Source organism: Carnobacterium maltaromaticum DSM 20342, assembly GCF_000744945.1.
Classification (GTDB): domain Bacteria; phylum Bacillota; class Bacilli; order Lactobacillales; family Carnobacteriaceae; genus Carnobacterium; species Carnobacterium maltaromaticum.
The window spans coordinates 1,104,612-1,119,743 of sequence record NZ_JQMX01000001.1 but is presented as its reverse complement, the minus strand read 5'-3'; the positions used below and the strand labels follow the sequence as shown (position 1 = coordinate 1,119,743).

Sequence of the window (15,132 nt, the reverse complement as noted above, 5' to 3'; positions counted from 1 at the left end):
AATCTTGGTTGGTTTTAATATAATCAATTTTTTTGACTAAGGAATCAATTTCATCAAATGGAATGGATTCAAAGAAAGAAGGTTTTAAAACAGTATTCTCTTTTTCATTAAAATAAATACTAATGTGATGAGATTTGTCGTACTAAAAAAGTATATAATTTTGAATATGAATAAGATATAATAGTTATGCGTGGTTAACAGTTGATATAGTATTGTGTTTGTAACAAACCATTTATTTATAAGTGGTGTTTGAAAAAATACTTTAGCATGATTTGAAACTTATAGCTTATTAGGAAAATGTAAATGGATTTTTAGGGAATATAAAGGATTTGAGGTGAAAGTAATGACAGCTATCATTTTAGGTATTATTTTGTTAGTTTTTCCTATATCGAATGTTCCGTCAATGATAAAAAACAAAAAAAAGAATAATAGATACTTTTTAGATGACCCCAGAATTCTAGTATCTAAAAATTCAAACATGGGTAACAATTTGAATATGCAAAACAAATATGCTTTTTTTTTCAGCATTTTATTGTCAGTAGTATTAATTGTATTGGGAATATATTTAATTGTAGGCTAAACTAAGTAAAGAAAAAACTTTTTTAAGAACGATATTACATTTAGGAAAGTATAATTTTCTTTCTTATGTGCCCCACAAAGTAATATTTTTGAATGCCATTTGTTAAATAGTTGCTGAAATCTACTGATGTGAATTTTTTAACCCCCATTAAAATTCTTAGTTTGACAGTCATTTGTAGACGATGTCATTTATAATTTCTACTGGAGGGCTCGGTTGGATAATAATAAAAGAGAAGATAGGAATGCTTTTTTATAAGCATTCTTAGCTTTTTTTGATGTAATCTAGTAATAGTTAAAGATATAATGAGTAGATTCAAGTTACTGAAAATAATATGATGTTTAATTGAAATAGAAGGTTGGAAACTAAAAAAGTTACTAACATAATTATATTAAAAGCAAGAGAATTTATTGATGAATAGAGCATATTAAAAAGGAGACAGAAAATGGATAATTCAAAACTAAAATCTTATTTAAAAAAATTTGATTCAATATCTTTAGCTAAATCAATCTACTCAATAACATCATGGATTTCGAACAGAAATTATATTGGTATAGTAGATAACTTGAATAAAAGTTTTATTGAAATTGAAGATAAATGCGGAATTATTGAAATATTGACCTATGAAGACTTCAAAAAAATGTTTCAAGGTTTAATTCCCCACTTGAAAGGTTTTTATGGTTATCCTGAAGAATTTGCTAGTGACACAGGAGAAGTAAAGTTTTATTCGGAGGGTAGTTTCAAAAAAATTTTTATTGGTAACGGATCGGAAGATATTTATGAAGCATGCTTTTTTATAGAGAGTATAGTGCAAGATGATGAATATTTAAAATCAATGTGGCAAGAAATCTTGTCATATGAAGATTTTATTCTTTCTAAATTGTATGTTGGTGAGTTTTCTCATTCTTCAGAATTTGAATGTCCCCCGAAAGAGTATTTTGAAAACGTATTCGAGAGTTATGAGTCTTTAATGAACCCAAAATTAAAATTATTCTTTCAAGATTTTAAGAGTTCCAATCTTGAATTATATAATTTTTTTACAAAGAAGAATGGATATCCAATTTTTTTGCCGGTAATAAAAGAAAGTTTTTTAGAAAAAATTGAACAACTATTAAAGGCAGAACACTTAAAAGACTCAGCTTGGAGTGCTATAATTAATCAGGTGAGAGATAATTTTTTACCTATACCTTCCAGGGAAATACAAGCTATTTTTTCGATAATACTTATTGAAAAAGAAACAAATTTAGAGACTGTAATTAAAAATTCTTTTATGATTTGTGATGTAAGCGATGTTGTCATTTTTGTACCAGATGATTTAAATGAAGAGTTACTAGAGTTACTAAAACTTGGAATTAGAGATGAAAGCTATACTCTTGCAGGATTTTCTGCTAACGGAGATTTAATGGAAGTGAGTTTTGAATCAGAGATGAGCTTGATTATTCAGAAAGTTGAAGATGTTGATATCTCACCCAATGTATCTAAAATGATGATGTTTGCTGAAACTGATGAAGTCTATATTGATATGAGAGGGCTAATGGGCATAATTAATTTTGCATCTCACATAAATGAAATCGCTGAATTTATAAAATTCTCAAATGATAAAGCACGTTCAGAAAAAATTATGAATGCTTCAGGAATAACATCCTATTTTCAGATATGGCAGGATATGAATAAAGTAATTATTGAAGGATCATTAGATGCTATGATTGTAGTGCCACCTTATCAATCTGTCGACAAAACTATAGAATTTTTTAGCCACGATATGAAGTATTATCCTTATGATGCTGGAATTGGTTTTTCAAAAATTCATCATTGGAATTTTGTGACCGAAACAAAATCAGATTTATCATTAAATGCTAAAGATGGAACAGGATCAGCTGATATTTTTATGGCAAAGGATAAATCATTAGTATATCAAGAACTTTACTTTATTATAGAAGATATGGATGATAAAACTGTCGAAACAATTACATCTTTCCATGAAATTATTATAAATGAACTAGATGAAAATAAAGAATTGATTCTTTCCTTATATAGGAAAAATGTATTAGAGATTAAACTAGTTTCAGAAAGAGTCTTGAAGAAAAATGCGACAAAGTTACCAAATATAGAATCTAAATATTGTAAAAAGCTTATTATAAATTCAGATGATAATAGCCAAATATTATTAGTAAAACCAAATTGGGAGAAAATTGTAAATGATAATATTACTTCAAAAGAAAAATCTTTTGAAAATGAGTTAATATTCAGCTTTTTAGAGGGTGGAAATTTTAGTGATGAAAAGATTTTAGAAAAAGAGATTAAAAAAAGTAATAATGAGCAGAGAACATCATCGATTAGTCAAATTGAAATTCCTTATTATATTGAGCCACATTTAAATTTTGACTCACCTAAGGCATCTGCTTTTAAAAATGTTAGGAAAGTAATGTCTAAAATAATAGAAAAAATGGAGTTGGAGACTAAAGAGTACGAAGAGTCTGAAATTTTGGGAGTTATAAGACGTTTTAGAAATGAAATTCGTAATGATTTAATAAAAAAAATTGAGTTTTTTGATAAAATCGATTTGCATAAAGAACTGTTAAATATATATTCTACAATACTCTTCCAAATTAATATTCATCAGGAAAGAATTAAGGAGTTTCAGATGGTTGATTATTTGCGTGAAGATTCTTTAAATGAATTTAGGACGCAGGCAATTAAGTTAAGAGAGGAATCAAAAACATATAGGCAAGTCCTTGAGTATTTAATAGAAGAGAATTTGATCTGTGACCGAATAAAAACGAATCGAATTATAACCAACCAAGACCTGGACGAATTAATTGCATATTCGAAATGGATATTAGATTTTCAAACAATGTCTGATTCTGTAAGTTATGGAGCGAGTGGATGGAATAAATTAGAAATTAGAGAAGACCATGTCCTTGAAATCGAAGAGACTGATAAATATATGAAAGATGCAGAATTATTTAAAAAATTGAGATATGTCTATGGCGATTATTCATATAGAGATAATGAAATTGATAAAGAGATGCTTGAGTTAGTCGATAATGCATTTCAATTTGAAACTCAAATATCTTTTAAATCTTTATCTACGACGTTAACACTACTTTATTCTAATGGATACATCACTGATATTACACAGCAAGAAGAAGTTCAAGTTACAAATAGTATTGTTGAAACACCAATCAATATTATTGCCAATCTTTTTGTACTAGAAACAGAATTACCTATAGAAGAATTCTTTAAGGTACTCGCTTTTATAACAATAAATGTCAATCAAATTTCAGATAGTAGTGGTGCAATTCCAGTTTGGGAAAAGAAAAAAAGAAAAAACAAGTTATCAGCTCAACCAGTATTACTTATTGATAACAATTTAATTTTTTCGCCTATTTCTTTGTATGAACTAAAAAAAAGTTGGTTTCAGGGGATGATGAGTTTCATCTTACCTTACAATATAGGGTTAGAAAAGACAACAAAAGCCGTTGATAAGTGGAAAGAACATTACGAGCATAAAATAGTAATGGATTTAGCTGCATTATTTGAAGAACCTATTTATGATGTTTATCCCGATAAAGAATTATATAAATTGGATCCAAAAGGAAATCATCCACATGATCTTGGGGATTATGACCTTATTGTAATAAATAAAGAAAAAAAAGAAATCCTTCTATTTGAGGTTAAATATATGCGTTTAAGTCAGACAATGAAGGATTCGTTAGGAGATCAAGGAAAGTATTTTTTAAATAAAAAAGCTAAGGCAAAAAAATTTGTGAGAAGAGTACATTATTTCCAGGAACATGTTAATCAAATAATGAATAATTTAGGTTTTGAGGAAGATTTCGTAGTTAAAAAATATTTTTTATCTAATAAAAATATTCGTTCCTTTTTTAAAGAATACCCATTTGAAGTAATTGGTTTTAATGAATTTGAGCAGACTTACTTTAATTAAGGTAAGAAACTAAAAAAATCTAGTTTAGTTAATATAAATTGAGAGATTGGAGTTGATTTGTATGGTATGGGAAAACTTAAAAAAGCATATCTCTGAAATGAAATGGAGTGAGAGAACTTTCAGTGGATTTGAATTTAGATATAAAAACTTTGAATGTATTGGTATTTTGAGTATTGTCGAAAGTGATTTGAAGAAAAATAAGTATGCAATTGCAAAGATTTATGTGTATAAAAATCAGGATTTGGATAATTGTTTAGTTGTTTATCCAAGCTGGACAGATATGGGTATTTCTCCTAATATTTCGGCATTTTATAATTTTTTTGAGATTGAAACTTCCTATAGTGGGGATCATTTCATGGAGCTAAAAGCAGACTTCATATCGGACACAGATTCATTTGTTCCTCCAAATTTTCAACCTAATTTAGCCCCTGTCATTGAACGGGTATCTGTACACACACTGATTTCGAATGATCCTACTGATCCAAATAAAAGATATTGTATTGGTCTAAAATTGAACGGAATAAAAAAAGATGGAGATCGGAAAAAAAGAACAGATTATAACGATGAAAAATCAAGACAGTTAAAAGAGAAATTGTATGTTATTGTTGGGGAACATAAAGAAATTAGTTTTAACTATTCTAAAAATATTGAAGATGAAAAAGATGACTGGGAGATATTACGTCGCTTTATAGAGAATAACTCAGAATATGGCTTTCTTAATTATCAGAATAAATAGAATTGATAGTTCATTTAAATTGTATACGCATGTTATTTTATTTAACTCCATAGTTAACTATGATTAAACTTTCTCTATCAGATTACTAATGATTTACTCATTGTTGCGCATATTTACTTACATTTACCAATTCTTCCTAATGAAATCTTCGTTTGCTGGTTATAAGTTTAGTTGAAGTGGTGGAAGATATTGAGCTGATACGCCAACAGTTAGGAATTGAATCAATGTATGTTTTAGGACATTCAGGTCATGGGTTTATGGCAATGGCATATGCAGAATAATACGGTGAACATGTGGAAGGAATTATCCTATCTAACTTAGCGCCATCAAGTACACAAGAACGTCAAGATGCCAGTGTCGATTTTTTTGAAACTACGGCTGGTGTGAGTCGTAAAAACTACTTCTATGAAGAGATTGCCAAGTTAGCAAGTGATATCGAAGCAGATCCAAACAACCGTTTTAGTCATACGAACATACGCATGCAAACCTATAGTTTTTATGACTATCAATTTAATGGAGCCTATTTATGGGATGGTGTGGCAAATAACATGCCAGCTCTTGACCATTTATGGGGAGAAGCCTTTGCTATATTTGACACAGAAAGTTTCTTACGCAACTGGAAAAAGCCAGTAATCTTATTATTAAGTGATTACGATTACTTAGAGGCTCCAACAAATCTGTGGAATGATATAGCGAAAGAAAATGACATCAAGATAGTGAAGTTTGCTAAAAGTGGTCACAATCCAATGTTGGAAGAATCACAAGTATATTTTGAAGCATTAATTAAATTTGTGTATTAATAAAAAGCCTCCGCAACAGCAAAGACTTTTCGTTATGACAATTTCTGAAATAGATATTAAATACTAGTTGAATGAAAATGATTGTATATAAAAATTGTTGAGACGTTAGTTTCCTTTCCTATATGCCCCACAATTTTTTGACCCAGATGTTTATTTGGTGGATTTATAAATTGACCCAGAAAATGACCCAGTTTAATATGAAATTTATTGATGTTAGTTGAAGTGAGTATAGTTATATTTCTTATTAGAATACGATTTTTAAATCATATTATTAAAAATGATATCCTACATCTCAACTGAACAAGCTAAAACAGCTTTAGGTAAATAATTTAGTATTACTAATCCCTACTCATTTTTGAGTAGGGATTTTTTTATTCAACTATTTACTTTTTTTTCAATTTTATATAGCGGATAAATACTAGTTGAATGAAGATAAATGATTCTAACTAAGATGAAAATCGCTGAGTCTTTTTATTTTTTATAAAACAGCATAAATCATGCTACTTTATTATTAAATCTGAAAGAAAATGAAAACAAGCTATCTAAAGCTTTTCGTAGAAAAAGAGTATTGGTTACTTTGTGAAAAAATTAAAAAGCATTTAGAAGCGATTTAACATTTGTTTTTTAGTTTTAACGAGTTTTTACAGATCGAATGTAGAAACGAATAGGGCTCTTTATTTTAACGTAAATCAACAAAAAAAATTTATGAATAGAAAACATCATACCATATGTAGTTGTCAATAGTGGATAAACAATAAAATATCACTATATATAGTTTGTAAAATAAATGGAAATAGGATAGAATAATTAAGAGATAAGATAAAGGAGTGGAGTTTTAATGGTTGAGTTGACTAGTGATAAATTGGTTAGTGATGAAGATGCTAGTAAAGTATTGAACTTGTTGGTTGTTAAAAGGGATGGACGTTCCGTTCGTTTTGATGATAAAAAAATTTATGAAGCCTTAATGAAAGCAGAAAAAGAAGTGAATGTAGGTACGGCTATACAAACAGAAAATGAAATTAAAGAAATCATGGATAAAATTAACCAAGAAATTCTTGCTCGTTTTACAACAGATATCAAAATTTATGAAATTCAAAATATTGTCGAACATATTCTTTTAAGTGAAAAGAAAGTGGAGCTTGCAGATCGCTATATTAATTATCGAGCTACTCGCGATTTTGAACGCGCTCAGTCAACAGATATCAACTTCACAATTGAAAAATTAATTAATAAAGATCGCTCAGTTGTTAATGAAAATGCCAATAAAGATAGCGAAGTTTTTAATACTCAACGTGATTTGACAGCAGGAATTGTTGGGAAATCAATGGGGTTGAAAATGTTGCCTCCTCATGTTGCCAATGCACATCAAAAAGGTGAGATTCATTATCATGACTTAGATTATCAGCCCTATTCACCGATGACAAATTGTTGTTTAATTGATTTTAAAACGATGTTAACCGAAGGCTTTAAAATTGGAAATGCAGAAGTAGAAAGCCCTAAATCTATTCAAACAGCTGCCGCTCAAATGGCACAAATTATTGCCAATGTAGCTTCAAGCCAATATGGTGGTTGCAGTGCAGATCGAATTGATGAAGTTTTAGCGCCATTTGCAGAGTTAAATTATAAAAAACATTTAGCAACTGCAAAAGAATGGATTGACGGCGAAGAACGCCAATTGGCTTTTGCTAAAGAAAAAACAGATAAAGACATTTATGATGCGATGCAAAGTCTAGAGTATGAAATAAACACACTTTATTCTTCGCAAGGACAAACACCTTTTACATCATTAGGATTTGGTTTGGGAACGAGCTGGATTGAGCGTGAAATTCAACAAGCGATTTTAAAAGTACGCATAAAAGGAATTGGAAAAGAACAACGGACTGCTATTTTTCCTAAGCTTATTTTCACATTGAAGCGCGGAGTGAATTTAAACGAAACTGATCCAAATTATGATTTGAAAAAATTAGCACTAGAATGTGCAACAAAAAGAATGTATCCAGATGTATTAATGTATGACAAACTTGTTGAGTTGACAGGAAGTTTTAAAACGCCGATGGGTTGTCGTTCATTTTTACAAGGATGGCAAGATGAAAATGGTGTTGATGTCAGTTCTGGTCGAATGAATTTAGGTGTTTTAACATTGAATTTACCTAGAATAGCCATGGAAGCTAATGGAGATAAAGAACGCTTTTGGAGCCTATTAAACGAGCGTTTAGACATCTGTAAAGATGGACTAGTTTATCGTGTAGAACGGGTTAAAGAAGCGACGCCAAGTAATGCCCCTATTTTATATATGCATGGTGCTTTTGGTAAACGATTAAATAAAACAGAGTCAGTTAATGAACTCTTTAAAAACCGCAGAGCGACCGTTTCATTAGGCTATATCGGTCTGTATGAAGTTGCAACAGCTTTTTACGGTGATACATGGGAGCAGAATCAAGAAGCGAAAGAATTTACCTTAGCGATTCTCGAAACTATGAAAAAGCAAACAGATGCTTGGTCAAATAAATATGATTATCATTTTAGTGTCTATGGGACACCAAGTGAAAGTTTAACTGATCGTTTTTGTCGCTTAGATACAGAAAAATTTGGATTAGTTAAAGACATTACAGATAAAGAGTACTATACGAATAGTTACCATTATGATGTTCGAAAAAATCCGACACCTTTTGAGAAACTTGAGTTTGAAAAAGACTATCCGCAATTTGCTAGTGGTGGATTTATTCATTACTGTGAGTATCCTAATATGCGTCAAAATCCAAAAGCTTTGGAATCAGTTTGGGATTTCGCTTATGATAAAATTGGCTATTTAGGAACGAATACACCAATTGATCATTGTTATAAATGTGATTTTGATGGAGATTTCGAGCCTACAGAACGTGGCTTTGAGTGTCCTCAGTGTGGCAATCATGATCCTAAAACTTGTGACGTTGTAAAACGTACGTGCGGCTATTTAGGTAATCCACAAGCTAGACCAATGGTACATGGTCGTCATAAAGAAATATCGTCTCGTGTCAAACATATGAAATAGATAGGTGAGATCAGCTATGCGTAATCCAAAACCGCAAGAATGGCAGTCAGAAAAGCTTTCAAAACAAAAAATTGCCGATTACAAGCCATTTAATTTTGTTGATGGTGAAGGGGTGAGATGTAGTCTCTATGTTAGTGGCTGTTTGTTTGCTTGTGAGGGCTGCTACAATAAAGTCGCTCAGTCTTTTAACTATGGAATTGAGTATACAGTAGAATTAGAAAACCAGATTATTGAAGATTTAAGCCATTCTTATGTGCAAGGCCTAACTTTACTGGGTGGAGAACCTTTTTTAAATACAGAAGTCACAATCGGTTTAGCCAAAAGGATTCGTCAAGAATATGGAAATACGAAAGATATTTGGTCATGGACAGGCTACCTTTGGGAAGAGTTGATGGTAGAAACACCAGATAAATTAGAATTACTTGGGCTAATTGATATTGTGGTAGATGGGCGTTTTGAGCTTGCAAAGAAGGACTTAACTTTGCAATTTAGAGGAAGCTCTAATCAGAGAATTATTGATGTCCAAAAATCATTAGCAACTGAAAAAGTTGTTTTATGGAATCCTGCTCTTTAATAGCGATGTTTAAAAAAAGATATGAAGCTAGATTTTACTCAGCTTCATATCTTTTTTTATTTATGGTTTAGTTGGAATAAATTGACTTTCTTCAGACTCATCATTGAAGTAAGTTAGAAATGGGAATAGAATTTTGAACGTTGTTCCTTCTCCAACAGTTGATTCAACAAAGAGACGATGACCTAATTTTTCACTTAAATTTTTAGCTAGATAAAGCCCTAATCCAGTAGAATGATGGCTTGTATCAACCCGACCATTATAGCCAGTGAAACCTTTATCAAAAATTCTTCGTTGATCTTCCAAAGGAATTCCAATACCCGTATCGGTAATAGTTAACCAGGCACCTAAGTTGTTTTTAGAAAGACCAATTGTGATTGTTCCACCAACAGGGGTGTATTTAATACTATTTGAAAGAATTTGTTCAACGATAAAAATCAGCCATTTTTCATCGGTTAAGACTTTTTGATCTTCCGCATCAAATTCTAAGGTTAAATGGTTTTGAATGAAATATAAAGCATTATCACGAATAACGGTATTAATTATTTTTTCCAAACTATATTCTTGTAGCAAATAGTCGCGTGAAAAGCTATCAATTCGCGAAAAATAGAGTACTTGTTCAACGTAATGATTCATTTTTTTTAATTCATTTTCCAGTTGATACAATTTTCTTTCTGGAATATCGTCCTCTAAGCTTTCAATAATTAGTTTTGTTCCAGCTAGCGGAACCTTGATTTCATGAACCCAACTATCTACAAAATCTTTTTGATCTTGCTGAGCTTTATTGAGACGGTTGATTTCTTTTTGATGTAGGACAAGAATATCATTAATATAATCTTGAATAAAATGCTGTTCCTCATTCATCGCTCCATCTAAGAATGAAAGTAATCCATCTTCTCCAGTGTCGCGTTTTTCTTCAATTTCACGGTACCATTTAGAATAATAAACATAGAGTCCAGCTAATAAAAATAAAAAGAAAACAGTTAATAGAAGTGAAACGTAAATAAGATTATCTATATTGAATGTTTGATTTGGATCCAGGATTAAAACTAAATTTAAAATACCTAAGCCGATAAACCAAAAGACAATTAAAATCCACTGATCCTTTAAAAACTTAAATCCATTCATTATGTTTCCCTCTCTTTGTATTAAAAGTTTGTGGAGCCGTTTAGGCCTGGCAGAAAAATAGGAAATGGGAGGAATGACGCTTTTTGTCATTTTTACCATTTATCTTTTTTCCGAAGGACTGGTTCATAAGAACTAGCCAAATTAAAAGTTTGTGGAGCCGTTTAGGCCTGGCAGAAAAATAGGAAATGGGAGGAATGACGCTTTTTGTCATTTTTACCATTTATCTTTTTTCCGAAGGACTGGTTCATAAGAACTAGCCAAATTAAAAGTTTGTGGAGCCGTTTAGGCCTGGCAGAAAAATAGGAAATGGGAGGAATGACGCTTTTTGTCATTTTTACCATTTATCTTTTTTCCGAAGGACTAGCTTAATTAAGGAATGATATAGCCTTGGCCAATTTTTGTTTCTATATAACCAACTGCTCCAGCTTGATCAATTTTTTTACGCAATCGATTAATATTAACCGTTAACGTATTATCATCCACATAGCGTTCGTCATCCCATAAACCGCGTAAAAGCTTTTCACGACTAATAATTTTTCCATGATTTTTCATTAATAAGTGTAATAATTTATATTCATTTTTACTCAAGTCGATATGTGTATCGTTAACAGTTGCTGAGCCATCTTGTAAGTTTAAAATAACGTTGTTGTGTTGGATAGCATCTGTTGCTTGGTCAGCATAATTATACGTTCTACGCAAAACGGCATTGATTTTAGCAATCAAAACTTCGATTGAAAAGGGTTTATTAATAAAGTCATCGCCACCCATATTCATGGCCATAACCATATCCATATTTGTACTACGACTGGAAATAAATAAAATTGGTACATTTGAAATCTCTCTAATTTTTTGACACCAATAAAACCCATCAAAAACAGGTAAATTTATATCTAGTAGAACCAAATGGGGTTTTTCTTCGATGAAGTCAGTTAAAGTATTGGCAAAATTGGTCGTAGAAAAACAATCAAAATCCCATTTTAGCAAGCTATCAGAAACACTTTCGCGAATCGTTTCATCATCTTCCACAATCATTATTTTAAACATGTCTATTCCCCGTTTCTTTCTATCTCTATCTATCAAATAAGTTCTCTTACTACTATGTTAAACAAAGGAGCGAAAAGATGCAACTATCTCCTTTAAATTTTAGATAATCCTAATTAAGTTTTCTTTCATGACAAAAGTGTAAGAATTTTTAAAGAAATGTAAGGGAATTAACTTTTAGGATTTGAATTTTATTGGTACACTGATAGCATAAGACTCTTAAAGAAAAAGGAGTGAAATGATGAAAAAAATTGTCGAAGTGAACCAACTTAAAAAAACATATGGCAAAAAAGGAAATGTGTATATCGCTTTAGAAAATATTAGTTTTGATATTGAAAAAGGTGAATTTATAGGGATTATGGGCCCAAGTGGGGCAGGTAAATCGACTTTATTAAATATTATGTCGACAATTGATCGTCCAACAACGGGGCATGTGAAAATTGATGGGACAGATGTTACACTGATGAAAGAGAGTCGTTTGAGTCAGTTTAGACGTCATGAATTAGGCTTTATTTTCCAGGATTTTAATTTGATGGATTCCCTGACAGTTAAAGAAAATATCTTACTGCCACTGGCATTAGATAAACAAAAGGTCACTATTATGGAAGAACAAGTCGTGAAAGTTGCAAAAATTTTGGGGATTGAGGAATTGCTAGAGAAATATCCAGCTGAAATATCTATTGGGCAAAAACAACGGGTAGCAGCGGGAAGAGCAATTATTACACAACCTAAGTTAATTTTTGCTGATGAGCCTACAGGAGCACTAGATTCAAAAGCTGCCACAGAATTATTACAGTACTTATCAGAGATTAATCGTTTGGAAGAGACAACTATTTTAATGGTTACACACGATGCTTTTTCAGCAAGTTACTGTAGTCGGATTTTATTTATTAAGGATGGTCTTTTATTTGCTGAAATTGTCCGTAATGGAACTAGAAAGCAATTCTTCCAAAAAATAATTGAAATGCAGGCAACTATTGGTGGAGGCATTAGCCATGACCTTATCTAAGCTAGCTTTTAAAAATATGAAAACACAATTCCGAGATTATTTTGTGTACTTTGTCTCGATGTCTTTTTCAATAATGGTGTATTTTACATTTATTTTGATGGCTTACAGTCCAATTTTAAAAAAAGTTGCAGAGAATAGTATTAAAGTTGATACATTGTTACAAGTCAGCAGTGTGATGATTCTGATATTTGTGGTTTTATTTATGTTTTATTCCAATGCTTTTTTTATTAAAAAACGTAAAAAAGAGATTGGCTTGTATAATTTATTAGGTATGAGAAAGTGGCAAATAGCCCAACTATTTTTTTTAGAAAACCTAATTCTGGGTGCTGGAGCTTTATTGATAGGGATTTTATTAGGTAGTTTATTATCGAAACTATTTGCTATGATTCTATTAGCTGTGATGCGTTTAAAAATCGATTTTCATTTTAATTTCTCGTCTGCAGCCATTAGTCAAACCTGTCTTGTTTTTCTCTTTATTTTTGTTATTGTTGCAATTCAAAACGCTAGCTTGGTTTATCGCTATAAGATCATTGACTTGTTTAAAGCAAGCGGTGTTGGAAATCAAATTCCTAAAGCGACTGTTTTTACACTAATAAGAGGCTTATTAGGTATTTTTTTAATTGGTTTAGGTTATTGGACGGCACTAAATTTAATTTCAATACTAGGATTTTCTAGTTCGTATATTTTTTTAGGCATTGTTTTAAGTATTGTCATTAATACTGTAGTTGGAACTTATTTATTTTTTAATGCTTTTTTAGTTATTTTAATCAAATTTAGCCAACGACAAAAAAAGTTATACTATAGAGGTTTAAATTTATTAATGGTTAGTAGCCTTTTGTTTCGCTTAAAAAGAAATGCTAACACACTTGCAACTATCGCTGTTCTAAGTGCTACAACCTTATGTGCAGTTGGCGGGGCAGCAGCTCTTTATACATTTACGGAAGGAACAATTGATTTAACGACATCCTTTGATATTCATTATGAAGCAAGTAATACAAAAGTAAAAAAAATAATAGAAGATACATTAAATGAGTTTCCGAAGTTTAAAATTAGTGAGGAAGCAACGGGTGAATTTAAAGTAATTAGTGGCAAATTTGAACAATCAAAAAAAGAAACTGCTAATTTTTATAGCGTTATTAGCGAATCTGACTATAATAAAATAGTTGGAGTCTCAAATTATGGAAAAAAAATCAACTTAAAGGATTCATCCTCGGGATTTTTAATTAGCCAATATTTTCTTTCAACTATTTTTGATAATCCTATTCAAAAAAAAATTCAGCTAAAGAATCAATCCATAGATGTGACGATTCAAGGTTTTGATGATCATATTCCTTTTGGTACTAGGGCTGTCAATGGAGACGTTCTGGTTGTTACAGATGAATTGTATAAAAAGATAAAAAATCCTGTTGCAACTTTTACTAGACGTGGCATAATGCTGAGCAATTATGCAGACAGCCAAGCTCTTAATAAAACACTTGCCGATAGATTAGAGTCCTACAATAAAAGTGTCTTTCTTGACTCGAAAGAGGAGGATGTTTTCTTTACCCCACGAGATCTTTTCGTTTTGAGACAGCCTTATGAAGCAACGGTCTATTCGTCAGTGGGTTCAATTATGTATGTTGCTATTTTCTTAGGATTGGTATTTATGTTTGCGACTGGCAGTATTATTATGTTAAAACAACTATCCGAAGCTGAAGAAGAGTTGCACCATTATCGTATCTTAAAGAAAATTGGAGTCAGTTCCAAAGAAATTCAAAAATCAATCTATCGACAAACGGCTTTTGTTTTTGCATTTCCAATTATAATAGGATCATTGCATACTTATGTGGCAATCCATGCAATGTCTAAAGTCTTACTCAATACAGATCTATGGTTAGGGTACGTTGCTAGTGCCTGTTTCATATTGATTTATAGTATATTTTATTTGTTTACAGCCAGAGCCTATATAAGAATTGTTAATCGCAAAGTGTAATGTTTGTAATAAAGGGAGCTTTTCCAAAAAAGTTCCCTTTATTTTTTTGTATTTGTTAAATAATAGTGTTAAATTTTCTAGGATTATTTAATAAGTAGTTTAATTTTCTTCTTAGTTTATCATTTAATTTTATAATTGTGACAAAAAAAATAAAATTAGTAAATCGCTATTTAATAACATTTACACCAAAAAGAACTACGGTATTTTATTATTCGTGTTAAAAAAAGATTAAAAAAATAAACTTATATGTTGAAATTATTAAAATTAGGTGATAATATGTTAAAAAGAAGTTGTGAAAAGGCAACTACTTAGTTTAAA

10 protein-coding genes are annotated in these 15,132 nt (G+C 30.8%); 8 read left to right on the top strand and 2 right to left on the bottom strand.

Annotation, left to right across the window (positions count from 1 at the left end):
* The first annotated feature begins 1,022 nt into the window (after positions 1-1,022).
* The 6 genes from BR77_RS05315 to nrdG all read left to right on the top strand — a co-directional run bounded on the left by BR77_RS05315 (position 1,023) and on the right by nrdG (position 9,667).
* Positions 1,023-4,526 (top strand): hypothetical protein, encoded by a 3,504-nt coding sequence (locus tag BR77_RS05315; protein WP_035064148.1) that lies wholly within the window; start codon positions 1,023-1,025, stop codon positions 4,524-4,526.
* A 61-nt stretch (positions 4,527-4,587) separates the two neighbouring features.
* Complete coding sequence (locus BR77_RS05310) at positions 4,588-5,262, top strand: DUF6037 family protein (protein WP_015075965.1); 675 nt, start codon at positions 4,588-4,590, stop codon at positions 5,260-5,262.
* A gap of 152 nt (positions 5,263-5,414) precedes the next feature.
* Positions 5,415-5,543 (top strand): hypothetical protein, encoded by a 129-nt coding sequence (locus tag BR77_RS19315; protein ID WP_015075966.1) that lies wholly within the window; start codon positions 5,415-5,417, stop codon positions 5,541-5,543.
* A 12-nt stretch (positions 5,544-5,555) separates the two neighbouring features.
* Positions 5,556-6,062 carry an alpha/beta fold hydrolase gene (locus BR77_RS05305; RefSeq protein ID WP_015075967.1) on the top strand — a complete coding sequence of 169 codons (507 nt, stop codon included), beginning with the start codon at positions 5,556-5,558 and terminating at the stop codon, positions 6,060-6,062.
* An 838-nt stretch (positions 6,063-6,900) separates the two neighbouring features.
* Positions 6,901-9,093, top strand: coding sequence for an anaerobic ribonucleoside-triphosphate reductase (gene nrdD, locus BR77_RS05300; RefSeq protein ID WP_035064145.1), 2,193 nt, complete (start codon positions 6,901-6,903; stop codon positions 9,091-9,093).
* 16 nt (positions 9,094-9,109) lie between these two features.
* Complete coding sequence (nrdG, locus tag BR77_RS05295; protein WP_010051861.1) at positions 9,110-9,667, top strand: anaerobic ribonucleoside-triphosphate reductase activating protein; 558 nt, start codon at positions 9,110-9,112, stop codon at positions 9,665-9,667.
* Positions 9,668-9,727: 60 nt separating this feature from the next.
* Here nrdG and BR77_RS05290 read toward each other — a convergent pair whose 3' ends face one another.
* Both BR77_RS05290 and BR77_RS05285 read right to left on the bottom strand, forming a co-directional pair.
* Entirely contained in the window at positions 9,728-10,792 is a 1,065-nt protein-coding gene (locus tag BR77_RS05290) for a sensor histidine kinase (RefSeq protein ID WP_016356380.1), read from the bottom strand.
* A 369-nt stretch (positions 10,793-11,161) separates the two neighbouring features.
* Positions 11,162-11,836, bottom strand: coding sequence for a response regulator transcription factor (locus tag BR77_RS05285; protein ID WP_015075972.1), 675 nt, complete (start codon positions 11,834-11,836; stop codon positions 11,162-11,164).
* A 238-nt stretch (positions 11,837-12,074) separates the two neighbouring features.
* On the opposite strand from BR77_RS05285, the gene BR77_RS05280 reads away from it, so the two are divergent.
* Together BR77_RS05280 and BR77_RS05275 are read left to right on the top strand one after the other, a co-directional pair.
* Entirely contained in the window at positions 12,075-12,842 is a 768-nt protein-coding gene (locus BR77_RS05280; RefSeq protein ID WP_010051865.1) for an ABC transporter ATP-binding protein, read from the top strand.
* Positions 12,829-14,814, top strand: coding sequence for an ABC transporter permease (locus BR77_RS05275; RefSeq protein ID WP_016356381.1), 1,986 nt, complete (start codon positions 12,829-12,831; stop codon positions 14,812-14,814). Before BR77_RS05280 ends, BR77_RS05275 begins: the two co-directional genes overlap by 14 nt.
* Positions 14,815-15,132 lie beyond the last annotated feature (318 nt).

What these genes read in the sequence shown, in the direction of transcription:
- BR77_RS05315 (WP_035064148.1), top strand. Translation starts at nt 1,023, where the DNA reads ATGGATAATTCAAAACTAAAATCTTATTTAAAAAAATTTGATTCAATA.
- BR77_RS05310 (WP_015075965.1), top strand. Translation starts at nt 4,588, where the DNA reads ATGGTATGGGAAAACTTAAAAAAGCATATCTCTGAAATGAAATGGAGT.
- nrdD (WP_035064145.1), top strand. Translation starts at nt 6,901, where the DNA reads ATGGTTGAGTTGACTAGTGATAAATTGGTTAGTGATGAAGATGCTAGT.
- nrdG (WP_010051861.1), top strand. Translation starts at nt 9,110, where the DNA reads ATGCGTAATCCAAAACCGCAAGAATGGCAGTCAGAAAAGCTTTCAAAA.
- BR77_RS05290 (WP_016356380.1), bottom strand. Translation starts at nt 10,792, where the DNA reads ATGAATGGATTTAAGTTTTTAAAGGATCAGTGGATTTTAATTGTCTTT.
- BR77_RS05285 (WP_015075972.1), bottom strand. Translation starts at nt 11,836, where the DNA reads ATGTTTAAAATAATGATTGTGGAAGATGATGAAACGATTCGCGAAAGT.
- BR77_RS05280 (WP_010051865.1), top strand. Translation starts at nt 12,075, where the DNA reads ATGAAAAAAATTGTCGAAGTGAACCAACTTAAAAAAACATATGGCAAA.
- BR77_RS05275 (WP_016356381.1), top strand. Translation starts at nt 12,829, where the DNA reads ATGACCTTATCTAAGCTAGCTTTTAAAAATATGAAAACACAATTCCGA.